Genomic DNA, 24,534 nt, shown 5'->3' with positions numbered 1-24,534 from the left:
CAAGCGCCTATTTAATAACCAGCCAGCATCCCATACAAAATTGCATGGGATGCTAGTCTAATAATCAAAAAGTCACATTTATTTTTGCCCAGAAGTTTCTTCCTGGTTCGTTCACTGGCACATTGGATGAATAACCAAAACCACTATTCCCCGCTAAATTAAGGTGCTCGCTATAGGTTTTGTCAAAAAGATTATCAACACCTGCGCTTAATTTCATGTTTTCATTAATTTTATACGCTGTATTTAATGAAAAAATCGTGAAACCCGCACTTTTGCTGAAATCTTTACCCACTACATTTCCATCATTAATGGCAACACGATTTTGGCGGCTCACAACACGCACTAAGCCTGTCGTGGTCCAATCGCCTTTTTCCCACGATAAACCAAATCGGCTTTCCAACGGTGGCATTTGCGGTAATGCCTTTCCATCTGTACGGTTTTCCCCCCATGAATAAGCAAGGCTTGCATCCGCTTTCCACTCATCACTGAGCTTTTGGGCAACACCAAGTTCTCCGCCCATAATTAACGCATCCACATTTTCCACCTGACTCATTCGTGGATTTACTGCGCTATAACGGAAGAGAATAAAATCATCAACACGCCCCACATATGCAGAAACCCATGCATTAGTATCTTCATGGCTATATTTAGCACCGATATCTAACTGAGTTGTTTTTTCCGTTTTTAGCTTATCAAACACATTATTGCTACCATTCGGGCCGAGCTTAGGTGAGAACAACTCCCAATAATCAGGAAAACGTTCTGTATAACCGACACCTGCATATAGCATAACAGGCGTACCCGATAAAGAATGCTCATAGCGCGCAAAGCCTGCTGGCATCACGGTGTTACGCCCTGAAGAGCCTATTCCTGTATTATTTTCAACTATGACACGATCTAAACGAGCCCCACTGACCACTTTGCCTTGTTCAGTTGCATGCCACGTTAGCTCACTAAAAACACCATAATCTTGAAACTGTGCATCTTTTTTCCAACTATTATTGTTGTTTTTTCGATGCTTATTGGTTTGCATGTCTGCCCCGGCACGCAGCTCATAGTCTGACCATAACCATGTCCCCATCGCACGACCGCCCATAGTTTCACGGTCGACTCGCATTTTCATTGGCATATTCATCATGCCATGACCACCATGCCCCATATGACCCCCACTCATTCCCCCACCAGATGGAGAGCGAAGCGAGTAGTTATCCATAATATGATCAGCGTAATTGTAGTAGACATTCGCTTCGACTTTATCTAAAACGTCGCCAATGTTGCTCTTTTCAAAGCGCAAACCTAAGCTTTCTCGTTTAAACTGGGAGCCATCCATTCCCCGACCTGCGTAACGTGCTTCCCCATCGCCTTTACCAGCAGTCAATTCTAATAATGTGTATTCATCCGGTGTCCAGCCAACCGCAAGATCAGCATTCCATTTGTCCCATTTAGACGGCACTTTGTCCCCATTGCCATCTTTATAATCATTCGAACGTGACTTATTGCCAATAACGCGAATGTAGCCAGACTCATTGCCTAAACTCACATCTGCATTGCCGTCCCAACGACGGTTTGATGCCGCTAGCGCACTCGCATTTCCTTTAATACCGGCCTCGGTAAATAGGGGTTTTTCACGCTCAAAACGGATTGTTCCCGCTGAGTTTCCAGGCCCCCATAAAACGGTTTGAGGGCCTTTAATCATATTCAGCACATCAAAGTTTTCGGGTGAAATATAAGAAGTAGGTGCATCCATACGAGAAGGACATGCACCTAACATCTCACTATCATTAGTTAAAATACGTAAACGTGAGCCAAACATGCCGCGAAAAACAGGATCACCGTTAGTTCCACCATTTCGTATTTGTGAAAAACCAGGAATAGTTTTGAGATAATCAGAACCATCACTTGCAGGAACTGGCTGTCTTGGTGTTTTAGGGGATGTCGTAATAGTTAATGGTGAATCGACTGGCGCAGTGACAATCATCACTGAACTCTCCGAGATTGGGCTTTGATTCACTTCAGTTTTAGCGACAGTAGATGCCGTAAAAATCGCGCTAATGACCAATGTCGCAATAGGAGTCACTTTGAAGATTTGTGTGTTCATTTTTGACCTGTTTCTTAGAAAATCGATGCTACTTTCACCGCTTAAATGGCAAACACATTTCCAGCCCCCACAGATGAACCACTTAAAAATCAAGAAATTCAAGATGAGCAAAAACGCTTTGCACTATGACGGCAAAAATAACCATTAATTAATTTGTAAAATTCACAATCTTAAGAAGTCAGGAGGTCGGAGGGGCTCGAGCGAAATGTAATGACCAAGGTCTAAATAATCTAATTTGAACGTAACACTCAAAGGGAATAAATAGCGTCAGTCTAGCGAATTGCCGAATAACCGCAGCAATAAATAAGATAAGAAACGGAAAGTGGATCAATAACTGGCAGTAGCCACATGCAATGTCTTCCATCGGTGATTGCCCGATCCCTGTCATTAACATATGGTTCATTGGTGTTGAAACGTCACAATTTTCAGGCATCAGCATACCTTGATGCGAATGCATCGAATGTTCTGCCGTTGATGGAGGCTCCATTGCATTATTAGAATTAGGGCTTACACAGTGTTCCATCAGCCTCATCGATTGAGAGAACAATGGAGCAATAAACAGCATAGCCACAGCCAATAATGCAAGGTAGGCAGCAAATTGTCTGATTGAAGTGCGCAGGTGCAACGTTTTTCCGTCATCTATGTACGAATTTATAGCGCGGGATTGTATCTTATTTGGAAGTGTGTTGTTATTGATTTTCACAATTAATGTTAAGTACAGCGCAACACCACATACAAAAGACGAAAAAACAGACAATCATCCATTAAAATCAATCCATTGATTAGATTGGTATGATTAAGGTAATCGATTTATATCGATACTAATAATAAGCTAATTGTTCGTATTGATATTATTGAACTATAGACGTCTAAATATCACAATTAAGGTAACTCCATTTTGGATTCACCACGATTTTAACTATCTCTTCTTGAGTTTGGATTAATCGGAATCGGTCATATGGCGCCAAACCACTCAATTTAATCTGTAAATATTGCTTTTTTTCTTTATCACTAACGCCTTGTGTAAGCGCTTCATAAGTAACCTAAATCGGTGGTTGTAATATGAAAGGCTGTGCTATACAGGCGAGCACCTGTATAACACAATCAGTGAAGAAGCTTACTTATCGGATGGCAACCCTTTCTTTTCATGCACCATCATCAGAGCCTGTTCAACACTACGCTCGATAATCGGCCGACGTTGGTCATTTTCTGGCAGCAGTTTTAACATCATTTGCCAAGCAGAAATGGCTTCCGCGTAACGTTCTTGCTCAAATGCATTGAATGCAAAAATACTCAACGCTTTCACATTAGTGCGGTCTTCTGCGATCAGCTTTTTAAGTAATTCCGCACCTTGGCGGTTATCTTCAGGATCAGAAGAGCGCGTCAAAACCTCCGCATACCCCATCACTACATTTTCATTTTTAGGGGCTAGGCGATAAGCACGGCCATAGGCATCGGTTGCCATAGTCGCATTCCCCAACACCATACCAATACGGCCTAGCATTTCCCACGCTTCTACATTTTGCGGGTCTTCCTGCAATCGAGTGCGTAACCCTAAAGCAAGGTGTTCCATTTCCGCATTATTGAGTGGCGGCTCAGATGGGTCTAGTGCTCTATCTAACAAAGCAGGAGCTTGCTGATAGGCATTATTCCAATCTGCCACTTTCTCGTAACTGCCTACCTGATAATAAGCCCCACCCGCAACACCTAATGCGATGATAAACCCGGGTAAATAAACCCAATTGCTGGTACGAGAGGCCTCAGGCAATGCTTCCTCATCACCCTGCTCAACCTGTTTTAATCTAACGCGTTTTTTAGAACGGGCAAAAATGATCCAGCCGCCTACCGCTATCGCAACAAATGGTAACCCCCATAGCATCACCGTGAGCGGTGTCAGAGGTGGGTTATAAGTGACGAAGTAACCATAGCGAGCAACCATATAATCAACGATTTCATCGCGGTTTTTACCTTCTTTCATTAACTCATACACTTTTTGGCGCAAATCCAGTGCAATCATTGAGTTAGAATCCGCAATACTGTTGTTTTGGCATTTAGGACAACGTAGCTCTTCCGTTAATTTACGAAATTGCTGCTCTTGCTGTTCATTATCGAAAGTAAACACTTCTGTCGATGCATATGTCACCGTTGCGCTTAACGCTAACATCAATAAACCCAATAAATACCTCATTGGTTCGCCTCCTGATTATAGCGCTCCCAAAGGGGTTTAAATTCTTTTTCCCAAACGCGCTCGTCCATTGCCCCTGCGTGACGATAACGGATCACACCATTGCCATCAATTAAGAAGGTTTCAGGTGCACCATATACCCCTAAATCAAGGCCTAACATACCTTCACCATCAAATAAGCTTAGGGCATAAGGGTTGCCTAACTCACGCAACCACACAATGGCTTTATCTCGTTTATCTTTATAATTCAGCCCGACCACTCGAACACCTTGTGCAGACAATTTATTCAAATATTGATGTTCTGCACGGCATGTTGGGCACCATGTCGCCCAAACATTCAACAAAATAGGTTGCCCTTGTGTTAATACATCGGATTCGTAGTGCTGCCCCGGATTTTCAAGTGATTCAAGGCGAAAAACAGGCACTGGCTTACCAATTAAAGCAGACTCTAATAAACGGGGATCATCCCCTTCCGCATTGCGCATCAATTGCCATAACAGGACCGCAGCAATTCCTGCAAAAATAATAAAAGGAATTAAGAAGACTTTGCGGTTCATGCTGTTTCCCCTTGTAATTTACGACGACGATAACGTGGGTCAAACAAACAAAATAACGCACCGATAGCCATTAACACACCACCAGACCAGATCCAACGAACAAACGGTTTATAATACAAACGCATCGTCCACGTATCTTTCGCGACTTCCTCACCCAATGCCGCATATAAATCGCGAGTAAAACCGCCATCAATCGCAGCTTCAGTCATAACAGCTCGGCTTACGCTATAAAAACGTTTTTCAGGCATTAAAACACCGATGACTTTGTCTTTCTCTTTCACTGAAATACTACCAATAACGCCTTGATAATTAGGGCCATCAGCCTCTTTTACGCCATTAAATACAAAGGTATAAGCACGAATTGAAATGCTATCGCCCGGTTTCATTTTCACATCACGCTCAATACTGTAATTTTGGCTAAAGGCAATACCGACGATAGTTACCGCTAAACCTAAGTGAGCCAGTACCATACCCCAGTAACTTGGCGTGAGCTTGATTTTCTTACTGATGCGCACTCGCATTTCCGCAAATGCAAGAATGGCTATCCAACACGCCATCATTAAGCCGACAACCGTCAGCGCTTCTACCCTATCTTCCATCAGTAATGGCAGGGCAAAAGAGAGAATAACGGTTAATACCGTTGCAATGATTAATAATTTTTTGATAGCGGCAGGACGGTCACGCCCCCAACGTACAAGTGGGCCAATCCCCAGTAACAAGGCAAATGGCACCATCAACGCAATAAACATGGTATTAAAGAACGGCTCACCGATAGAAATCGTGCCAAGGCCAATTTGTTTATGAACCAAGGGTAGCAATGTACCAAGTAACACGACTAACATCGCTGCTGTTAGGATAACGTTATTACCCAATAACATAGATTCACGCGACCATAAGGCATTGTTCACCCTTGAGCGTACCTTGTGCCCACGCAGTGCAAACACCAGTAAAGAGCCGCCAATCACTAACACCATGAAGGCTAAGATGAATAACCCTCGAGATGGGTCTGAGGCGAAGGCGTGTACAGAAACTAATACCCCCGAGCGAACCAAGAACGTCCCGAGTAAACACAATGAGAAAGCAAAAATCGATAATAATAGTGACCATGCTTTAAACGTGGCTCGCTGTTCAGTGACGGAGAGTGAGTGGATCAATGCCGTTCCCACTAACCATGGCATAAAGGAGGCGTTTTCTACTGGATCCCAGAACCACCAGCCTCCCCAACCTAATTCATAATAGGCCCATGCGGAACCTAACATGATCCCCAACGTTAAAAAGAACCAGGCTGCCATCGTCCAAGGGCGAGCAAAGCGCGTGAAGGAGCTATCTAACCGGCCACTTAACAATGCCGCAATCGCAAAGGCAAATGCCACTGAGAAGCCGACATAGCCCATATATAACAATGGTGGATGGAAAATCAGCCCAGGGTCTTGCAGCAATGGATTGAGGTCACGCCCTTCTATCGGAAAGGCGGGCAGCGTGCGAGAAAATGGATTTGAAGTAAAGATGATAAACAGCAAAAAACCAACGCTTACCATCCCCATAACAGCTAAAACACGGGCAACAATGTCGAGAGGCATACGGTAACTGCAAATTGCCACCGCAAATGTCCAGCCGCTCATTAATAATACCCAAAGTAATAATGAGCCTTCATGAGCTCCCCATGTTGCCGCAACACGGTACCAAATCGGCAATTGCGTATTAGAGTTATTGGCAACATAAGTGACTGAGAAATCATTAACAACAAAGGCATTCACTAATACTAGGAATGCCCCTGTTACACAGAGAAAAAGTAACCATGCTAATGGACGTGATGATGCCATTAAACGTGCATCATTACGTGCTACTCCCCAAAGCGGGTAAAAAGACAGCAAAACAGCGAGACCTAACGCCAAGCACAGTAAAACGCTACCAATTTCCGGGATCATGATGCATTGTCCTTATAGGCAGCAGCTGGCCTGCGGTGGTTTTCCTGCATCGCTTTTTCAACTTCTGGCGGCGTGTAGTTTTCATCATGTTTCGCAAGGACTTCTTTCGCTAAAATATGATTATTCTCTTGTAATTCGCCTTGAACAACGACACCTTGCCCTTCTTTGAATAAGTCAGGCAAAATTCCGTGATAGCTGACGTCCACTTCACCTTCGGCATCATAAACCGTAAAAGTGATATTGACAGCATTAGAGACAGGGTCAGAATCGCGTACCACACTGCCTGGCATCACCATGCCGCCAACGCGCAAACGTTGTCCAACTTCAGGAATTTGCTGAGTTTCCCGCTTACCGTAGAGGATTTCACCGGGGGTATAAAACAAGTCAATACTTGAGCGCAATGCGTAGAGAATCAATGCGAGGGTTAACCCCACGCCAACCAATATGGAACAGATCAACCAAAGTCGGTTACGACGACGAATATTCACACACCCTCCCTACGCGCTCTTGCTGCTTTTTGCCTGACTTCACGAGCTTGCTGTTGAATAATGGCATTTATTATCATTTTTCTTTGTATATACGTATGCAAACAGAGTAACAAAATAGGTATTAATGTCAGCGCAACCGCCAGCCATACATAAAAACCATAGCCGCCCATCGCCCAAAACTCACTCCAAGATGCAAATGCGCTAGTCATGATTGATGTCCTTTTTTATTCACAATATCTAATACCCATGGGCGGTTACGTTCTAACATCAATAATTGGCTACGTAAACGGATCAACGTTAATGAGATAAAGAGAAATAGGTAACCAAAAATAGCTAAACGTAATGGGGTACGCATAGCTGGATCAATACTTTCTTGCATACGCGTTGAAGGTTGATGCAAGGTTTGCCACCATTCAACTGAATAATGAATGATAGGTAGGTTAATCACGCCAATTAAGACTAGAATCGCAGCGGCCTTGCCTGCGGTGCGACGATCATCAAAAGCATGCCATAAAGCGATAATCCCCACATACAGAAAAAATAGAATTAATTCAGAGGTTAAACGTGCATCCCATACCCACCATGCTCCCCACATGGGTTTACCCCATGTCGCTCCCGTAACCAATGCGATAAAGGTAAATACCGCCCCGACAGGCGCCATTGCCGCTATCGCCAACTCAGAGACTTTCATTTGCCAGACTAGACCGACAAAAGCGGTGATTGCCATGGTGGCATAGATCCCCATTGACCACATTGCAGCAGGCACATGGATATACATAATACGATAACTTTGGCTTTGAACTTTATCGGTTGGCGCAAAACCAAATCCCCAAATCCATCCCACCGCTAAACAAATTACACTCAATATAATAAACCACGGTATTAGGCGCCCACATAGCCGATAAAGGTTGGCTGGAATCGCAAGTTGATGAAGCTTTTTCCACATAGTTTAATTACCCTGATTTATTATATTGTTAGTAAATGCTGCGTGACAGAATCATACAATACACATTACAAAAGCAAATATATTGATTTAACACAAATATAACTTAGGCTGATCATACTCAAACGCATAACCAGCCTATTTATTGGTCACTACTTATAATTCATCGGCATAACTCATCATAAAATGATTACCTTGAATTAAAAGCCAGGTTCAACTTCACGCATGTCTGGCAACTTATGGGCGATCCCTTTATGGCAATCAATACAGGTTTTGCCATCCGTGATGGCTTGGTCATGCATTTTAGCTGCAACCCCTTTTTGTGCCGTGAAGTCCATATACTCAAAGTTATGGCAGTTACGACACTCTTGTGAGTCGTTATTTTTCATTCGCCGCCACTCGCTTTGCGCCATCGCTAACCGATGGTCTTCAAATTTTTGAGGCGTGTCGATGATGCCAAAAATTTTCCCGTATAACTCCTTGCTCGCTTGAATTTTACGCACCATTTTGGGGCCGAACTCATGCGGTACGTGACAATCTGGGCAAGTTGCACGGACACCACTACGGTTAGTATAGTGAATAGTATCCATATATTCTTCATAGACATTCTCACGCATTTCATGGCAGCTAATACAGAACTCTTCCGTATTGGCCATTTCCATACCCGTATTGAAGCCGCCCCAGAAGATAACACCACTCACAAAACCAATCAGTAATAAGGTTCCTAATGCTAAACGGCTTGGCCTACGCCACCACCGCCATACTCGGCCGATTAGCCCAAACAAACCCTTTTTCTTCGGCTTGTCATCATGTGTTTGCTTATCATTGTTATTTGACATAATTCCCCCTTATTTCCCAAAACCTTTGGATGGGGTAAATGTGTTATCAACAATCGGTGCTGTGTCTGACTGCGGCACGTGGCACTGTAAACAGAAGTAGCGGTTTGGTGCGACTTCGCCAAGAACTTTGCCTGTTGCATCCATAAAGTGCGTTGGGCTAACTCTAGGTGCCCCTGTGGTACGATAATTTTCCACGCCATGGCATTGCAAACAACGATTAGTATTAGTGGTAATTTGATAACCTTCAACACTATGTGGGATCATTGGTGGCTGATTCACATAGTTTAATGCCATTCTTTCTTGCTCTTTCGGAATATGAATGCTTCCTTCTGACGTACCGGATACTTCTGGTGATTGGGTCAGGTCTACACCATTAGCAGCCCAAACAAGACTGCTTACAACAAAGGCCATTCCAGCCACCCAACGGCTGATCGTCTTTTTCAGGACAGGATTTTTCATGATTTCGCTCCCGAACTCCATCTTAGTGTTATTTTAAAAACATCCTCAGAACAAACATCGATGCAACGACCGCAAGTAATACAATCTTTATCGGATATCTGCGCTGGAGCTTGTTTATCTAGGACCGGTGCGCGCAGAACTTGCGGCTCCGGGCAAATGTGGAAACAGTCCATACAACGGCTACAGTTTTCTTTATTTTCCGCTGTAACAACTAATGCGCCTTTACACCCAGCTACGCCATATAGCGCACCTAATGGGCAAAGGTGACCGCACCAACCATGTTCCACAACTAATAAATCGAATAAAAACAGTGCAACTAAAACCAATGCACCGCTGCCAAAACCAAAAATTAAACTGCGCCCCATTAATGAAACAGGATTAAGCCATTCCCAAAGTAATGTGCCTGTGATCGCAGAGCCGATCAGGATCACCACCAGTAAGACATAGCGAATATTGCGCGGTATAGTTGCAGACTGGTTAAAATCAAATTTACGTCTTAACCACGCCGCCGCATCCGTCACTGGGTTTACAGGGCAGACCCAACTGCAGAAAATACGCTTACCCAACAGTGCATAAACCCCAAATACGATAGCAGCCCCAATTAGCGCAGAGATCCCCGGTAAGTAACCACTTGCTAAGCTCTCTAAAGTAATTAAAGGATCAGTCAAAGGTACGGTGTCTAACAATAAACTACTGCTGTAGTTACCCTGTAAAATCCACACCCCAAACCATGGCCCACTCAAGAACATCGCTAACACCAGCAATTGGCTTATACGTCTAAACACCAACCATTTGTGGCTTTGCCACCAGCCTTTTTTTGCCTGAGCTTCACGTCCGGCATCACGTTTACGATTCGCCATTGTTACCCTCCAGCCAACCAAAGCGGTAATGGTGCCCTAACTCACCTTTTGCTAACGACCTTGGTAATACCTTGATAGCCGCCTCTTCCAATACACAAGCCTGTTCACATTTACCGCAGCCCGTGCAGTAGTTGCTATTGACTGTGGGTAAGAAGCGCGCGTGCTTACCCGTTCGGTGGTTTTGTTCCAGTTCTAATGTGATGGCTTCATCAATCAGTGGACATACGCGGTAACATACATCACACCTTAGCCCTTGAAAGTTCAGGCAGTTTTCCTGATCGAGTAAAACGGCTAACCCCATGCGTGCATCATTAATCGACTCAATGTCTTTATCTAATGCACCACTTGGGCAAACCTTAGCGCAAGGAATGTCCTCACACATTTCACACGGCTTTTCTCGGGCGATAAAGTACGGCGTTCCTGAAGCCAAACCGGATGCCAATGTCGCTAATTTCAACATGTCATACGGGCAGGCTTGAACACATTGCCCACAACGGACACATGCACTGGCAAATGTTTTTTCATCAAGGGCACCCGGCGGGCGGAGCTTGACGCCACTCGCACGGGAAGTTTGTTGCTGAAGCCCCAGCACCACACCAACAGCCGCCACCCCACCCGCAGTGCGGGCGACATCGCGTAAAAAGCGACGACGGCTGTTCTGGGACTTAGCCTGTTGAGACTTAGCTTTCTGGGGCATGAGCAATTACACCTTTTCCAGTTTAACGGCACATTTTTTGTAATCCGTTTCTTTTGAAAGCGGATCGGTTGCATCCAGTGTTAAGTTATTCACTAGCTGCGCAGCATCGAAGAACGCCATGTAAACTAAGCCTTTTGGTGGTCTATTACGGCCACGAGTTTCAACAATTGTGGTCACATCACCACGACGTGAAACCACTTTGACTTTATCACCACGGCGTAAGCCTCTCTCTTTTGCATCAATTGGATGAATAAACACAAGAGACTCAGGGAAAGCACGATGTAGCTCAGGAACACGACGTGTCATACTACCGGTGTGCCAATGTTCTAATACACGACCTGTTGATAGCCATAAGTCATATTCTTTATCTGGCGATTCCGCAGCAGGCTCAAATGGCAGGGCAAAAATCACCGCTTTACCGTCGGGTTTACCATAGAATTGATAACCCGCGCCAGCCTTGACGTAAGGGTCATTTCCTTCGCTATAACGCCACTGAGTCTCTTTGCCATCAACCACTGGCCAACGGATCCCGCGTGCTTTGTGATAGTCATCAAAATCAGCCAAGTCATGACCATGACCGCGACCAAAGCCTGCGTACTCTTCGAATAACCCTTTTTGTAAGTAGAAACCTAACTCACGTGATTCATCGTTAAGTTGGTCTTCCGCCAACTCGCTCACAGGGAACTTTGTCACCGCTTGGTTAGCAAATAACACGTCATACAACGTTTTACCGCGTAATTCAGGTTTTTTCGCGAGTAACTCTTCAGGCCACACTTCATCCGTTGTAAAGCGTTTAGAAAACAACACCATCTGCATTAAGTCAGATTTCGCTTCACCTGGAGCTTTAACTTGCTGGCGCCAAAATTGGGTACGACGTTCTGCGTTACCGTAAGCGCCTTCTTTTTCTACCCACATTGCCGTCGGTAAAATCAAGTCAGCGGCTAATGCACTGACCGTTGGATAGGGGTCAGAAACCACAATAAAGTTGCGAGGGTCACGCCAACCCGGCATGCGTTCTTCATTGATATTTGGGCCAGCTTGCATGTTGTTGTTACACATAACCCAGTAGAAATTCAATTTACCGTCTTTTAGAGCACGGTCTTGGGCAACGGCGTGTAAACCCACTTTTTCAGGGATCGTCCCAGCAGGTAGTCCCCAAACGCCTTCTACTTTCTCGCGGTGTTTTTCATTGGTCACCACCATGTCCGCAGGTAAACGGTGCGAGAACGTACCCACTTCACGAGCTGTACCACACGCTGATGGCTGGCCTGTTAATGAGAACGGCCCACAACCCGGTTGAGAAATTTTTCCTGTTAGTAAGTGCAGGTTATACGCTAAGTTATTTGCCCAAACACCACGAGTGTGCTGGTTAAAGCCCATGGTCCAATAAGAAACCACTTTGGTTTTAGGATCGGCGTAAAGTTTCGCTAACTCTTCTAACTGATCTTTCGGAACACCCGTCATTTCGGCGGTTTTATCTAAGGTATATTCTGCAACAAAGGCTTTATATTCATCCCACGACATTGGTTCAGACGCATCAGAGCCCGCATTTTTCGCATTTTGTTCGAGTGGATGAGTTGGACGTAATCCATAACCGATATCTGTTGCACCACGACGTAAATTCACATGTTTATCGAGGAATTCCTGATTAACTGCATTATTTTGAATGATATAGTTTGCAATATAGTTCAGGATCACTAAGTCAGATTGTGGTGTAAAGACGATGCCGTTGTCCGCTAATTCAAAGCTACGGTGTTTGAAAGTCGATAACACCGCAACACGTACTTCAGGGTTAGACAGACGACGGTTGGTGATACGAGACCACAAGATTGGGTGCATTTCTGCCATGTTTGAGCCCCACAGAACGAAAGCATCTGCGTGCTCAATATCATCATAACAACCCATTGGTTCATCCATACCGAAAGTACGCATGAAACCGACTACCGCTGACGCCATACAGTGGCGCGCGTTCGGGTCTAAGTTGTTAGAACGAAAACCACCTTTAAACAGTTTTGATGCCGCATAGCCTTCCCAAACTGTCCACTGGCCCGAACCGAACATACCGATCCCTTCAGGGCCTTTTTCTTTTAATGTGGTTTTGACTTTTTCTTCCATAACATCAAAAGCTTGTTCCCACGTGATCGGTGTGAACTCCCCATTTTTGTCATATTCACCGTCTTTCATACGCAACATTGGCTGCGTTAAACGGTCTTTTCCGTACATGATTTTCGGTAAGAAATACCCTTTGATACAGTTTAGACCACGGTTTACAGGCGCTTCAGGGTCACCTTGGCTGGCCACGATGCGACCATTTTGAGTTCCCACCAATACCCCACAGCCTGTACCACAAAAACGGCAAGGGGCTTTGTCCCATTTAATACTTTCTTGTTGGCCAACCACTGCTTTCGCAATGCTAGGTGCGCCAATACCTGCCGCCGCAGCAGCGGCCGCTATCGCATTGGCTTTCATAAAGCTACGACGACTGAGTTTCATAATCTTCCTCACCTTGCTCTTCCTGCTGGTGGTAAACCAGCGAAACATCTAGTACGCCGTCAATATCGCGTACTAGATCAATAGTATCTAACAACGTTCTACTACCTTGCCCTTCAACAACCACAATCAGTTTTCCATTTTCCGGGGCGCTTATCGCCACTTCACAATGAGAAAGCTGATTTATTTCTTCGGCCACAGTAGACAGCCGCTCACTTTTTACTTGTACGATTAAACTGCACACTTGATAGTTACTGTGCATGTTCATGCTCCACGGTAATGGCTGAAACTGGGCAACCTGCGACGCAAGCACCACAGCCTGTACAACCTGGTGTTTCTACTTTTGGCTGGTATATACCCGCCATTGACGGACGAAAAGAGATAACTTCAGGCTCACAACTGTCTTGGCAACGACGACATTCAATCGAAAGATAAGCAAGACAATTTTGGCCAATCGAAATTGAGATATCCCAAGGTTGGGAATGTTTTGGTAGGAAAATAGGTTCTGAACAGGCTGTTGCACATGCATAGCAAAAGGTGCATTCACCACGCTTAAAATCAACAACAGGGTAGCCCCCTGCTCCTGGTTGGATAATTGCCGTTTCGCAACTCTCAACGCAGGCATTGCAACGGGTACACAATTCAATAAATTGCGTTTCACTACCACTCCATGGCGGCCGAACCACTGGAGCCGCGCTGCGCCACGCACCAGTTAATACTCCCCGACGGGTGAGATCAACCATGTTTTTTTCCTTTACATTGCCAACAAAAAAACTAAAACATATTGATAAACCGCATTTTTTATATGTGTATTTATGAGAAATATTAACGATAGCAGCTATAAAAATACATACTACCAAGTAGGTAAAAGAGGTAATTCCCCGTATACGACTAGAAATAACCAGGTTTACGCTATTTGCTGTGCATAACCTTAAAACAGCCTTAAAATGATAAAGTAATAGGGGTTTTTAATTATTTATTAACATTTTTTTAATGTGGATTATTAATTTAAACTCAATTTTTAATTTTTTAAATTATAACACCAACCAAAAACTACCACTAAAGTGGTATGTGTAATGTCATTTATCAAAAAAATATATGCATTTTTTTTGATATTAAACAATTTTTATTTATTACTTTATTTTAAAAATAACCAATAAATATTGAAAGCAAAAAAAATACTTATAAATCAATCCAATAAAAAACTAGGAATAAATAACAAGAAAGGAGAATATAGCCAATTAGTTATTAAAATTAACAGTTTAAAACTATAAAAAAACAACCATATCAATTTGCAATAATACCCATTTTTTATTATTTCATCACATTCTATTTCCTTATTCCAAATTAACTCTTGATCAAAAACAATATTTTTAGTGTGGTTTTTTGTTACACATATAAATTGGCAATGTCTTGATAGTATCTGTGCGCTTACTATCAAACCTAAATAACAAAAAGATACCCAAAATAGTTCGAGTCACAGGTCACAATATAACAATAACTCGAAAAATGAAGGGATGACTGGCTAAAATTACTCGAGGCCCTTTTTATGGCAAACTTAAGAAATAATGCACTATGCTTATTGAGTCTGGTTGCAGGAATATTTCTCTTTACCTCTGTTCATGCCCAAACTCCTACCAAAGATAGTACATCCACTATTAACGCTCGAAATGAAACTTTCGAAGCTGCTCACCCTGATCAATACCACTCTTGGAGAGCGACATCTGAGCAGTCAAACCGCGAAGATGCCTTAGCGGAAGACCCTCGCTTAGTCGTGCTGTGGGCTGGATACCCGTTCTCACGCGACTACAACAAACCACGTGGCCACGCTTATGCCATTATCGACGTCCGTGAAACCTTACGAACTGGAGCGCCTAAAGATGCCCAAGATGGCCCACTCCCGATGGCATGTTGGAGCTGTAAAAGTCCCGATGTGGCTAGGCTAATCCAAGAACATGGCGAAGATGGCTATTTCGAAGGTAAATGGGCAAAAGGTGGCCCTGAAGTGGTTAATGTTTTAGGCTGCGCGGATTGCCATAAAACAGATTCTGCAGATTTTGCAAAAGGCAAACCAGAGCTAACGCTCTCTCGCCCTTATGCAGAGCGTGCAATGGAAACGATTGGCAAACCGTTTGATAAAGCCAGCCGATTCGACCAACAGTCCATGGTATGTGGCCAATGCCACGTGGAATATTATTTCTCTGGCGATAAAAAGTCTGTGAAATTTCCATGGGATAACGGTACCAAAGTCGAAGAGATGGAAGTTTACTACGACAATATAGGTTTCTCTGACTGGACCAACTCATTGTCGAAAGCCCCGATGCTGAAAGCCCAACACCCTGAATATGAGACTTGGAGCGCAGGTATTCATGGCAAAAATAATGTGACCTGTATTGATTGCCATATGCCGAAACTGCAAAACGAAAAAGGCGAACTGTATACCAGCCATAAAATTGGTAACCCATTCGACAATTTCGAACAAACTTGTAGCACTTGCCATACCCAAAGCAAACAACAGCTGCAAGATGTTGTTGCTGAACGTAAAGTCGCTATTCAAGAGATGAAAATCAAAGCGGAAGACCAATTAGTTCGTGCTCACTTTGAAGCGAAAGCCGCATGGGATGCAGGCGCAACAGAAGATGAAATGAAACCAATCTTAACGGATATTCGTCATGCCCAATGGCGCTGGGATTTAGCTATCGCTTCCCACGGTATTCATATGCATGCACCAGATGAAGGCTTGCGCATGTTAGGTGGTTCGATGGATAAAGCCGCAGATGCACGAACCAAACTCGCTCGTCTATTAGGTTCAAAAGGCATCACCCATGAAATTGCCATTCCAGATATTTCAACCAAGGAAAAAGCACAACAAGCTATCGGTTTAGATATGCAAAAAATCAATGCGGAGAAACAAGAGTTCTTAAAAACTGTGGTTCCGCAGTGGGATGACCAAGCTCGTAAAAATGACCTATTAGCCAAATAACCATGATTTGCCCCAAATGATGGGGCAATATAACCAATGGAGTGAATATGAGCGTACTACGTTCGTTATTAACTGCTGGGGTGCTGGCAACAGGCTTATTATGGGCAACAGCCGCATCCGCAACCCCACAAATGGCCCAAGAAAATGCAGAAGGCCGTTGGGTTGTTACACAGCAACGCAGTGCAGACAAAGCCTGCTTAGACTGTCATAAACCCGACAAAGAAGGCATGCATGGTACCCACTCAGAAGTGGTTAACCCTAACAATAATTTACCTGTGACTTGTACCAATTGCCACGGTAACCCAGGGCCAGATCACCGTGAAGGCGTCAAAGATGTCATGCGCTTTAACAACCCAATGTATACCGTCGAGCAACAAAACAGTGTCTGTCTATCATGCCACTTGCCGGAACAACTGCAAAAAGCGTTCTGGCCTCATGATGTCCACGTCACCAAAGTAGCCTGCGCAAGTTGTCATGACCTTCATCCGAAACAAGATACCATGAAGGTACTGACTGATAAGGGCAAAGTAAAAATCTGTGTCGACTGTCACTCAGATCAACGCAATAACCCTGATTTCAACCCAGCAGCGGTGAAATTGCGTAAGGAGCAGCCATGAGTTGTTCTCGTCGTCAATTCATTATCTACTCAGGAGCACTGGCGGCGGTAGGAGGGATAGCTAGCCATGCGCTAGCTAATACCATGAAAATAGATGGCGTTCGCTACGGCATGGTGCACGACGAAAATCTGTGCATCGGCTGTACAGCGTGTATGGATGCATGCCGAGAGGTTAACCAAGTGCCGGAAGGTGTTTCGCGGCTAACCATCATCCGTAGTGAGCCTATTGGCCAGTTTCCTGATGTTAAATACCGTTTTTTTCGCCACTCCTGTCAACATTGTGAAAGCGCCCCTTGCGTTGATGTTTGCCCTACCGGTGCCTCTTTTATCGATAAAACGACAGGGATTGTTGATGTAAATCCTGACTTATGTGTCGGCTGCCAATATTGTATTGCAGCCTGCCCTTATCGCGTCAGGTTTATTCACCCCATCAATAAAACCGCGGATAAATGTGATTTCTGCCGTAAAACGAATCTAAAACAGGGCAAGCAGCCGGCTTGCGTCGAATCTTGCCCGACCAAAGCATTAACCTTTGGTAATTTAGATGATCCTAAGAGCGATATTTCGTTGATGCTAAAAGAAAAACCGACTTATCGATTCAAAATTGCACTCGGTACTCACCCCAAAATGTATCGGGTTCCGTTCAAATATGGGGAGGTTAGCCAATGACAACAGCTTCTGCTTTCCATTTTGAATCCTTAGTGTGGGACTGGCCCATTGCAGTTTACTTATTCTTAATTGGTATTTCCGCGGGGCTTGTAGTACTTGCGGTACTTATGCGTCAGTATTATCCCACTGCGGCTGGCAGTGATAGCACACTCATGCGCACAACACTGATTTTGGCGCCGACCACGATCATCTTTGGGTTATTGATCTTAATTCTTCATTTGACGCGTCCATGGACGTTCTGGAAATTAATGTTTCATTATAGCCCAACTTCAGTGATGTCGATGGGGGTAATGTTATTCCAAGTGTATATGGCAGTACTTGTTGTTTGGCTGGCTAAAATCTATGAAAAAGAGCTCATTGGTTTACAGCAAAAATGGCTACCAAAATTGACAATTATTCCTAGAGTATTAAACCTGCTAAACCGTGCAGTGCGCTTTCTCGATATTGCAATGCTCGTATTGGCGGTTTTGCTTGGGGCCTATACCGGCTTTTTACTTTCAGCATTAAAGTCTTATCCATTCTTAAACAACCCATTATTACCGGCTTTATTCCTATTTTCAGGTATATCTTCAGGTATCGCGGTATCGTTAATGGCAATCGCATTGCGCTATCGTAAAAATATCCATAATACTGAAACCGCATTTTTACATCGTATCGAAGGCTTTGTGATTTGGTTGGAGATATTCCTATTAGCCGCTTTTTTTGTCGGGCTAGCATTAGGAGACGATGGAAAAATTCGATCATTAATTGCCGCATTAGGTGGTGGTTTCTGGACATGGTGGTTTTGGATTGGCGTTGTTGGGTTTGGTTTTATTATTCCTCTTTTATTCAAAAAATGGATGGATAAAGGACAAGGTGCGGTAAGAGTATTGATTATCAGTGGTGCAAGCTTACTGGGTGTCTTCTGCTTACGCTTCTTTGTGTTATACGCAGGGCAATTGACCGTTGCATAACTCACTCAATAATAAGGGTAATAATTGGAACTAATACTCCCAGAAATTGGCTTTCTCTGTCTTACATTGGCACTGTGTATCGCCTGTTTTCAAGTATCATTCGGAGTTATTGGTTTTTTACGCCATATTCCGAGGCAAATGCCTCGGAATGCCCTTTGGACCTACTTGCAATTTCTTTTCTTACTCATTGCCTATTTCTGTTTAACCCTCAGTTTTATTCAAAGTGACTTTTCTGTCGTGTATGTGGCGCAGCATAGTCACAGATTATCGCCACTGTATATTAAAATCGCGGCAGTATGGGGAGGCCATGAAGGGTCAATATTTCTTTGGTTGCTGTTTATCTCAGCTTGGAATTGTCTGTTTGCATGGTGTTATCGCAAGCAAACTCACCCGGTATTTCCTCTCACATTAACCCTACTTGCTATTATTATTGCAGCATTATTACTGTTTATCGTCTTTTATTCCGACCCTTTTTTACGCATTTTCCCACCCGCTATTGAAGGGCGAGATCTCAACCCCATGCTGCAACATTGGGGGTTAATATTACACCCTCCGTTACTTTATTTAGGCTATAGCGGGTTAATGGTCGTCACTGCTTTAGCGCTTGCATCTACTCTCTATGGGCAATTTAATCACACTATTGCAAGGCTCTGTTGGCGCTTTGTCGTTCCGAGTTGGTGTATACTCACTTTGGGTATCACTTTAGGGTCATGGTGGGCATACAGCGAACTTGGTTGGGGAGGATGGTGGTTTTGGGACCCCGTTGAAAACGCATCGCTACTACCATGGTTAAGTGCAACCGCGTTACTCCACAGCCTCAGCGTTACATATAAAACAGGTCATTATCGCCATTGGTCAATATTACTGGCGATCCTCACGTTTATTCTATCACTATTGGGCACGCTGATTGTCCGTTCAGGTATTTTAATGTCTGTCCATGCGTTTGCTTTGGATAACGTTAGGGCTGTGCCCCTCTTTTTACTATTCAGTTTTCTGAGTTTCGGTGCTTTATGTCTATATGGCTGGAAAGCTAAAAATATTGATGATTCACCAACCAATATTAATGGCCGTCAGCTTTACTTATTACTCACATTAATCCTATTTTCAACTGTATTATTTATTGTCCTGACGGGCACACTTTACCCGATGATTTACACATTATTTGGTTGGGGAAAAATATCGGTTGGAGCACCTTATTTTAATCAAACATTATTACCATTTGGTATTTTGATGCTCATTATCATGGCTGTCAGTGCCATTTACCCACTGAACAAAACCCGTATTAACCCCCGATGGCGTATTCTTTTAATCATACTTACCAGTATGTTATTAAGCTTCTTTCTTTGGTCTGAAGGGTTTATTATCGCCCTTTCTTGCGGCTTTTTATTTGCAATTTTACTTATCTTTTGGCTACGTCCTATACATGCTATTCGACAACAATTCCCATCCCTTATTGCTCATACAGGGGTTGTGATTTTTTCAGCTGGTATTGCCTTGTCAGTGGGTAGCCACCACGAAACCAGTGTTAGTCTTTCTGTAGGGCAATCTATTTCACTCGCAAGTTATCAGTTTCAATTCAACGAGCTGCAGCTTGATGCTAAATCTAACTACACAACCGAAAAAGCCATCATACAAATTAGTAAAGCGGATCAACCGTTACACCAGTTAATCACCGAGCGCCGGTTTTATACTGCTCGTCAGCAATTAATGATTGAACCCGGTATATATTGGGGATGGCTACGTAACTGGTATGCAGTATTAGGTGAGAAAACAGGAACCAATAGCTATGCAATACGCTTTTACGTCCAAGATGGCATTCAATGGATTTGGAGCGGTGCGTTTGTGATGTGTTTTGGCCTATTAATAAGCTGGATAAGAGGGAGGAGAAAAAATGCTTAGAACTCTACTCGCACTTTTTTTCCTATTTTGCGCTTTTATATCCAATGCTCAAATTGTTGATGTATGGCAATTTAATTCCATTGAAGAACAAGAGTATTCATTGCAGATTGCCTCACAATTGCGTTGCCCGCAGTGCCAAAACCAAAACTTACTTGAATCTAATGCCCCGACAGCGGTCAGTATGCGTCATCAAGTCTTCAAAATGGTCGCTGAGGGTAAAGATAAAGCGCAAATCATGCACTATATGACCGAGCGATATGGTGATTTTGTGCTCTATAATCCACCGTTGACGATTGGAACTGCCCTGCTTTGGCTTTTACCTGGAATTGCTCTAATTGGCATTTTTTATGTAACGTTCAAATTCAGTCGGTCACATAAACAGCGGATCATAAAGAGCACGGTTAATCACCAACAAATATCCGAACAATTATTATCCTCAGATACAACATCATCAACAGCCAGACTACCGCATGTTAATAAAGTACTTGCCATATTCATTGTGTCGGTCGTTATTGGTTACTTTTTCTCACCTCGATTTGAATTAGCCTATCAGGAATACCAACGCATTTCCGATCCCTTACTATCATTCACACCATTACAGCAAGAACAAAATGATTTATTACGTTTGCAAAATGATATTCGCCAATCACCTAAAAACAGTGAGCTTTGGGCGACACTGGGTGAATATTATCTCTATCAAAATAGTTATGATAATGCACTGATTGCTTATCAAAGAGCGCTAGAATATGGTGGGGAAAATGCTCAAATATATTCCGCTGTTGCCACCGTACTATATTATCAAGCAGGCCAACACCTAACAGGAGATGTTAGAGCGGTAATCAATAAAGCATTAGAGCTTGATAATCAAGAGGTTACTGCACTGATGTTAATCGCTTCAGATGCTTTTATGAATGCAAATTATGAGCAATCAATTGATATTTGGCAAAAATTATTAGATAGTAATAGCTCCCGTATTAATCGCTCTCAGCTCATTGAAGCTATTCATATGGCAAAAATAATGAAGAATAAAAAAGATTAATCTTATTTTTCTTACTAAATTTGTCACCTTGGGAATTAATACATATTAAATTATCACAATAGTAATAAAATATCCCTTTATAAAATGTCTATTTATTTAAATGTGTAATTTTTCGTTTCTTATTGATTACCATTGTTTCCCTTCTATATTACTTCAAATAATCTTATGTTAGATTGGCACCAACTCATTATTCCAACTGTAATCCAAGTATATTTCCTTAAGTGAAATTAACAATTAGATTCAGCTTAAGTGGAAATAATTTCATTTCCTTTTTATATTTTGGCATTCTTTGGGAGCATCAAAAATAATAACATAAGAAATAAATACTATGAAAAATAAAATATTTTCATTTTTAGTCGTCGGATTAATTGCGGGCGCTTCCTTTATAGGAGGCGTTGTTAGTAACTACACACCTGATTTAGATATCGTAGAAAAATCTCAAAAAGCGGTTGAGGATTTTTTAGCATACCCCAAAACAGCTGAATATAAAAACGTTAAATATCATGAGATAAGAGAAACCTTAGATCATGGCATGCTAGGCTATGTCTGTGGTGAGGTACTTATTTTTACTAGCCAAAACTCCTATTCATTTAAACGCTTTGTAGTCAAAACCTATCTTCATAATGATGGGCGCAATGTTGTTTCTATCCCATTAATAGATAGAGATGATAAAGAGTTTCCTGATAATGACTTTAATGTTATTTGGAATAAGTATTGTAATAATTAAAAAGATAGAAAACCCAATTGTTTAAATAAGATATTTCCGAGAATCAACTTTAATAATTCATTAATATATTAAGAATCTTTTTAATTAAGTAATTATTTATACCCAGTATATAGGTAACCATAAACGATATTCACCATATTGTTATTTACAGATTATCTTACACTCCTGTATACGTTAAGATAAATTAACAAATATCTTTTGAAGAACAACAGCATTCCTGTCCTCCAGTTAACATTGCTTCTTGTATTGGAGGACATTTCACTGAGCCATATGAACAAAAAACACAGCAATCCCCCTTTAATGGTTTTAATAATGCCCCACAGTGTTTACATTCATAAAACCATTGGCAAGCATCTGTCGGCATTTCTTCGACTTGCTTAAAATGGCATTCTGGACATATTAGTTCTGATTGCAGTTCTATATGAAGTTTACTCATCGACTTTCCCATAATTTTTATCACACAGATAGCTAAAGTAGCCTCTATTGAACACTAAATTCATCGCGATTTCTTTGCGTTTATACCCTATTAAGGGCTAATTCATACTGTTTTCCTGTCGGCCCTTACCGTACATCAACCATCTTTTAATAGTAATTCATTGTTGCTTGATATAAAGTCTCAGCCTTTTTTCAAAATCGTTATTCTTGGAGGCGAAATGTTTATTGGTTTTGATTACGGCACGTCTAACTGTGCTGTCGCGGTCATGAAAAACGGGGTTCCCACACTATTACCATTAGAAGGCGATAGCGTTTATATCCCATCAACCTTATGCGCGCCTACAAGAGAATCAGTCTCTGAGCATTTATTTCGCCATTGTAAAATATCCCCTTCGAATGAAATCGGGCAGCAAATTTTAAAAAGATCTATCGCGTTTAACCGTGAAGAAGGGATCGATTTAATGCGTGAAGACATCGTCTTTGGGCAAGCCGCTTTAGATTTATATTTAAGCGATCCTAGAGATGTTTATTATGTAAAATCTCCAAAATCATTTTTGGGGGCGTCTGGCTTGCATGATACCCAAATTAGTTTTTTTGAAGATCTTGTCTGTGCCATGATGAAAAATATAAAGGACACTGCAGAACAAAAATTACAACAGATTATTGATGATACTGTCATTGGCCGACCTATTAACTTTCATGGTCGCGGGGGAGAACTCTCTAACCAACAAGCTGAATCAATACTCTATCGTGCGGCAAAGCGTGCAGGGTTTAACCATATTGCTTTTCAATTCGAACCTGTTGCTGCCGGGCTTGAATATGAATCAACATTGAATAAAGACCAGATTATCCTAGTCGTTGATATTGGTGGCGGAACAACAGATTGCTCATTAATCCAAATGGGGCCAACCTACCAAAATGCACAGGACAGAACGCAATCCTTACTTGCTCACAGTGGACAACGAGTGGGAGGAAACGACCTTGATATTTATCTTGCACTGAAACAATTGATGCCACTTTTTGGGATGGAGAGCCAATCTTTATCTGGTACTAAAATGCCATTTCTACAATTTTGGAACCCTATTGCTATCAATAATGTTGAAGCACAAAAAGAATTTTACTCACGACAAAATCTAACTGCGTTAACACGCTTAAAACAAGATGCTAAAGAGCCTAAGAAAATATCTCGATTGTTAGAGGTATATAATGAAACACTAGGTTATAGCTTAGTGCGTAAAGCTGAAGAAGCTAAAATTGCTTTGTCAGATACCCCAAGTTATTTAGCTCAAATTAATTTAATTTCTGAAAAACTAGAAGTGGATATTCCACATGAACACATGGTGGAATCAATTGAATCACCCAAAAGTAAAATGATTGAGTTAGTTAAAGAAGCGGTCAAGCAAGGAGGAGTCAAGCCGGATGCCATTTACGTTACAGGCGGGAGTGCTCGTTCCCCAATATTACACCAAGCAATTAGCCAAGAGTTACCTAATATTCCGATAGTGCGTGGGGACGATTTTGGTTCCGTTACCGCAGGATTAACACGCTGGGCTGAAACCTGCTTCTTATAGTTTTGGGTCTAAATAATAATGAGTGGCAAGCCCTTCTATAAAGATTGAGGGGCCGCTCATTGATATACTGTACTTTAAATGTTCTCAGAATCTACAAT

Annotated in this window: 24 protein-coding genes; 8 read left to right on the top strand and 16 right to left on the bottom strand. The window is 42.5% G+C overall.

Annotated elements, in window-relative coordinates; translation table 11 throughout:
• Positions 1–64: 64 nt before the first annotated feature.
• From PSF42_RS08420 to napF, 15 genes are all read right to left on the bottom strand, one after another.
• A complete protein-coding gene (locus PSF42_RS08420) occupies positions 65–2,098 on the bottom strand; it encodes a TonB-dependent copper receptor (protein WP_125891465.1) in 2,034 nt (677 codons plus the stop codon).
• Between the two features lie 178 nt (positions 2,099–2,276).
• Entirely contained in the window at positions 2,277–2,723 is a 447-nt protein-coding gene (locus tag PSF42_RS08415; protein ID WP_272679832.1) for a DUF2946 domain-containing protein, read from the bottom strand.
• Positions 2,724–3,215: 492 nt separating this feature from the next.
• Positions 3,216–4,286, bottom strand: coding sequence for a cytochrome c-type biogenesis protein CcmH (locus PSF42_RS08410; RefSeq protein WP_125891467.1), 1,071 nt, complete (start codon positions 4,284–4,286; stop codon positions 3,216–3,218).
• Positions 4,283–4,840 carry a thiol:disulfide interchange protein DsbE gene (gene dsbE / locus PSF42_RS08405; RefSeq protein ID WP_004262204.1) on the bottom strand — a complete coding sequence of 186 codons (558 nt, stop codon included), beginning with the start codon at positions 4,838–4,840 and terminating at the stop codon, positions 4,283–4,285. The genes PSF42_RS08410 and dsbE overlap by 4 nt, the downstream gene beginning before the upstream one ends.
• Positions 4,837–6,768 carry a heme lyase CcmF/NrfE family subunit gene (locus PSF42_RS08400; RefSeq protein ID WP_140171092.1) on the bottom strand — a complete coding sequence of 644 codons (1,932 nt, stop codon included), beginning with the start codon at positions 6,766–6,768 and terminating at the stop codon, positions 4,837–4,839. Before PSF42_RS08400 ends, dsbE begins: the two co-directional genes overlap by 4 nt.
• Entirely contained in the window at positions 6,765–7,256 is a 492-nt protein-coding gene (ccmE, locus tag PSF42_RS08395; protein WP_125891469.1) for a cytochrome c maturation protein CcmE, read from the bottom strand. Before ccmE ends, PSF42_RS08400 begins: the two co-directional genes overlap by 4 nt.
• Complete coding sequence (gene ccmD / locus PSF42_RS08390) at positions 7,253–7,465, bottom strand: heme exporter protein CcmD (RefSeq protein ID WP_004262214.1); 213 nt, start codon at positions 7,463–7,465, stop codon at positions 7,253–7,255. The genes ccmE and ccmD overlap by 4 nt, the downstream gene beginning before the upstream one ends.
• Positions 7,462–8,202, bottom strand: coding sequence for a heme ABC transporter permease (locus tag PSF42_RS08385; RefSeq protein ID WP_125891470.1), 741 nt, complete (start codon positions 8,200–8,202; stop codon positions 7,462–7,464). Before PSF42_RS08385 ends, ccmD begins: the two co-directional genes overlap by 4 nt.
• A 197-nt stretch (positions 8,203–8,399) precedes the next feature.
• Positions 8,400–9,038: a cytochrome c-type protein NapC gene (gene napC, locus PSF42_RS08380; RefSeq protein ID WP_102139974.1), complete on the bottom strand. Its 639-nt coding sequence runs from the start codon at positions 9,036–9,038 to the stop codon at positions 8,400–8,402.
• A 9-nt stretch (positions 9,039–9,047) separates the two neighbouring features.
• The gene (gene napB, locus PSF42_RS08375; protein WP_004913351.1) at positions 9,048–9,497 is read right to left on the bottom strand and encodes a nitrate reductase cytochrome c-type subunit; all 450 of its coding nucleotides are present in this window, start codon (positions 9,495–9,497) and stop codon (positions 9,048–9,050) included.
• Positions 9,494–10,357, bottom strand: coding sequence for a quinol dehydrogenase ferredoxin subunit NapH (gene napH, locus PSF42_RS08370; protein ID WP_272679831.1), 864 nt, complete (start codon positions 10,355–10,357; stop codon positions 9,494–9,496). The genes napB and napH overlap by 4 nt, the downstream gene beginning before the upstream one ends.
• A complete protein-coding gene (napG, locus tag PSF42_RS08365) occupies positions 10,344–11,054 on the bottom strand; it encodes a ferredoxin-type protein NapG (protein ID WP_125891472.1) in 711 nt (236 codons plus the stop codon). The genes napH and napG overlap by 14 nt, the downstream gene beginning before the upstream one ends.
• A gap of 6 nt (positions 11,055–11,060) precedes the next feature.
• Positions 11,061–13,547, bottom strand: coding sequence for a nitrate reductase catalytic subunit NapA (gene napA, locus PSF42_RS08360; protein WP_272679830.1), 2,487 nt, complete (start codon positions 13,545–13,547; stop codon positions 11,061–11,063).
• On the bottom strand, positions 13,528–13,806 hold the full coding sequence (napD, locus tag PSF42_RS08355) for a chaperone NapD (RefSeq protein ID WP_185746880.1): 279 nt from the start codon (positions 13,804–13,806) through the stop codon (positions 13,528–13,530). The genes napA and napD overlap by 20 nt, the downstream gene beginning before the upstream one ends.
• Positions 13,796–14,287, bottom strand: a complete 492-nt coding sequence (gene napF / locus PSF42_RS08350) for a ferredoxin-type protein NapF (RefSeq protein WP_213914163.1) — start codon at positions 14,285–14,287, stop codon at positions 13,796–13,798. Before napF ends, napD begins: the two co-directional genes overlap by 11 nt.
• Positions 14,288–15,093: 806 nt before the next feature.
• On the opposite strand from napF, the gene nrfA reads away from it, so the two are divergent.
• The 7 genes from nrfA (at position 15,094) to PSF42_RS08315 (ending at position 22,430) form a co-directional block, all read left to right on the top strand.
• Positions 15,094–16,527 (top strand): ammonia-forming nitrite reductase cytochrome c552 subunit, encoded by a 1,434-nt coding sequence (gene nrfA / locus PSF42_RS08345; RefSeq protein WP_125891476.1) that lies wholly within the window; start codon positions 15,094–15,096, stop codon positions 16,525–16,527.
• 47 nt (positions 16,528–16,574) lie between these two features.
• Positions 16,575–17,144, top strand: coding sequence for a cytochrome c nitrite reductase pentaheme subunit (nrfB, locus tag PSF42_RS08340; protein WP_125891477.1), 570 nt, complete (start codon positions 16,575–16,577; stop codon positions 17,142–17,144).
• A complete protein-coding gene (gene nrfC, locus PSF42_RS08335; RefSeq protein WP_248466816.1) occupies positions 17,141–17,812 on the top strand; it encodes a cytochrome c nitrite reductase Fe-S protein in 672 nt (223 codons plus the stop codon). The genes nrfB and nrfC overlap by 4 nt, the downstream gene beginning before the upstream one ends.
• A complete protein-coding gene (nrfD, locus tag PSF42_RS08330) occupies positions 17,809–18,765 on the top strand; it encodes a cytochrome c nitrite reductase subunit NrfD (protein WP_213914162.1) in 957 nt (318 codons plus the stop codon). Before nrfC ends, nrfD begins: the two co-directional genes overlap by 4 nt.
• A 24-nt stretch (positions 18,766–18,789) precedes the next feature.
• A complete protein-coding gene (locus tag PSF42_RS08325) occupies positions 18,790–20,664 on the top strand; it encodes a heme lyase CcmF/NrfE family subunit (protein ID WP_272679829.1) in 1,875 nt (624 codons plus the stop codon).
• Entirely contained in the window at positions 20,657–21,703 is a 1,047-nt protein-coding gene (nrfF, locus tag PSF42_RS08320; RefSeq protein WP_272679828.1) for a heme lyase NrfEFG subunit NrfF, read from the top strand. The genes PSF42_RS08325 and nrfF overlap by 8 nt, the downstream gene beginning before the upstream one ends.
• Positions 21,704–22,031: 328 nt before the next feature.
• Positions 22,032–22,430 carry a hypothetical protein gene (locus PSF42_RS08315; protein WP_125891482.1) on the top strand — a complete coding sequence of 133 codons (399 nt, stop codon included), beginning with the start codon at positions 22,032–22,034 and terminating at the stop codon, positions 22,428–22,430.
• 184 nt (positions 22,431–22,614) lie between these two features.
• On the opposite strand, the gene PSF42_RS08310 is transcribed toward PSF42_RS08315, so the two are convergent.
• Complete coding sequence (locus PSF42_RS08310) at positions 22,615–22,866, bottom strand: GDCCVxC domain-containing (seleno)protein (RefSeq protein WP_125891483.1); 252 nt, start codon at positions 22,864–22,866, stop codon at positions 22,615–22,617.
• Positions 22,867–23,083: 217 nt separating this feature from the next.
• On the opposite strand from PSF42_RS08310, the gene yegD reads away from it, so the two are divergent.
• A complete protein-coding gene (gene yegD, locus PSF42_RS08305; RefSeq protein WP_272679827.1) occupies positions 23,084–24,436 on the top strand; it encodes a molecular chaperone in 1,353 nt (450 codons plus the stop codon).
• The last annotated feature ends 98 nt before the right edge of the window (positions 24,437–24,534 follow it).

It is taken from the genome of Providencia sp. PROV032, from assembly GCF_028484875.1.
Taxonomy (GTDB): domain Bacteria; phylum Pseudomonadota; class Gammaproteobacteria; order Enterobacterales; family Enterobacteriaceae; genus Providencia; species Providencia rettgeri_E.
The sequence above is the reverse complement of the archived record's forward strand: the minus strand, read 5'-3'. Positions and strand labels throughout refer to the sequence as shown.

Excerpts from the sequence above, each read along its gene's own strand:
- PSF42_RS08420 (WP_125891465.1), bottom strand. The coding sequence starts at position 2,098 with ATGAACACACAAATCTTCAAAGTGACTCCTATTGCGACATTGGTCATT.
- PSF42_RS08410 (WP_125891467.1), bottom strand. The coding sequence starts at position 4,286 with ATGAGGTATTTATTGGGTTTATTGATGTTAGCGTTAAGCGCAACGGTG.
- dsbE (WP_004262204.1), bottom strand. The coding sequence starts at position 4,840 with ATGAACCGCAAAGTCTTCTTAATTCCTTTTATTATTTTTGCAGGAATT.
- PSF42_RS08400 (WP_140171092.1), bottom strand. The coding sequence starts at position 6,768 with ATGATCCCGGAAATTGGTAGCGTTTTACTGTGCTTGGCGTTAGGTCTC.
- ccmD (WP_004262214.1), bottom strand. The coding sequence starts at position 7,465 with ATGACTAGCGCATTTGCATCTTGGAGTGAGTTTTGGGCGATGGGCGGC.
- PSF42_RS08385 (WP_125891470.1), bottom strand. The coding sequence starts at position 8,202 with ATGTGGAAAAAGCTTCATCAACTTGCGATTCCAGCCAACCTTTATCGG.
- napC (WP_102139974.1), bottom strand. The coding sequence starts at position 9,038 with ATGTCAAATAACAATGATAAGCAAACACATGATGACAAGCCGAAGAAA.
- napB (WP_004913351.1), bottom strand. The coding sequence starts at position 9,497 with ATGAAAAATCCTGTCCTGAAAAAGACGATCAGCCGTTGGGTGGCTGGA.
- napH (WP_272679831.1), bottom strand. The coding sequence starts at position 10,357 with ATGGCGAATCGTAAACGTGATGCCGGACGTGAAGCTCAGGCAAAAAAA.
- napG (WP_125891472.1), bottom strand. The coding sequence starts at position 11,054 with ATGCCCCAGAAAGCTAAGTCTCAACAGGCTAAGTCCCAGAACAGCCGT.
- napA (WP_272679830.1), bottom strand. The coding sequence starts at position 13,547 with ATGAAACTCAGTCGTCGTAGCTTTATGAAAGCCAATGCGATAGCGGCC.
- napD (WP_185746880.1), bottom strand. The coding sequence starts at position 13,806 with ATGCACAGTAACTATCAAGTGTGCAGTTTAATCGTACAAGTAAAAAGT.
- napF (WP_213914163.1), bottom strand. The coding sequence starts at position 14,287 with ATGGTTGATCTCACCCGTCGGGGAGTATTAACTGGTGCGTGGCGCAGC.
- nrfA (WP_125891476.1), top strand. The coding sequence starts at position 15,094 with ATGGCAAACTTAAGAAATAATGCACTATGCTTATTGAGTCTGGTTGCA.
- nrfB (WP_125891477.1), top strand. The coding sequence starts at position 16,575 with ATGAGCGTACTACGTTCGTTATTAACTGCTGGGGTGCTGGCAACAGGC.
- nrfC (WP_248466816.1), top strand. The coding sequence starts at position 17,141 with ATGAGTTGTTCTCGTCGTCAATTCATTATCTACTCAGGAGCACTGGCG.
- nrfD (WP_213914162.1), top strand. The coding sequence starts at position 17,809 with ATGACAACAGCTTCTGCTTTCCATTTTGAATCCTTAGTGTGGGACTGG.
- nrfF (WP_272679828.1), top strand. The coding sequence starts at position 20,657 with ATGCTTAGAACTCTACTCGCACTTTTTTTCCTATTTTGCGCTTTTATA.
- PSF42_RS08315 (WP_125891482.1), top strand. The coding sequence starts at position 22,032 with ATGAAAAATAAAATATTTTCATTTTTAGTCGTCGGATTAATTGCGGGC.
- PSF42_RS08310 (WP_125891483.1), bottom strand. The coding sequence starts at position 22,866 with ATGAGTAAACTTCATATAGAACTGCAATCAGAACTAATATGTCCAGAA.
- yegD (WP_272679827.1), top strand. The coding sequence starts at position 23,084 with ATGTTTATTGGTTTTGATTACGGCACGTCTAACTGTGCTGTCGCGGTC.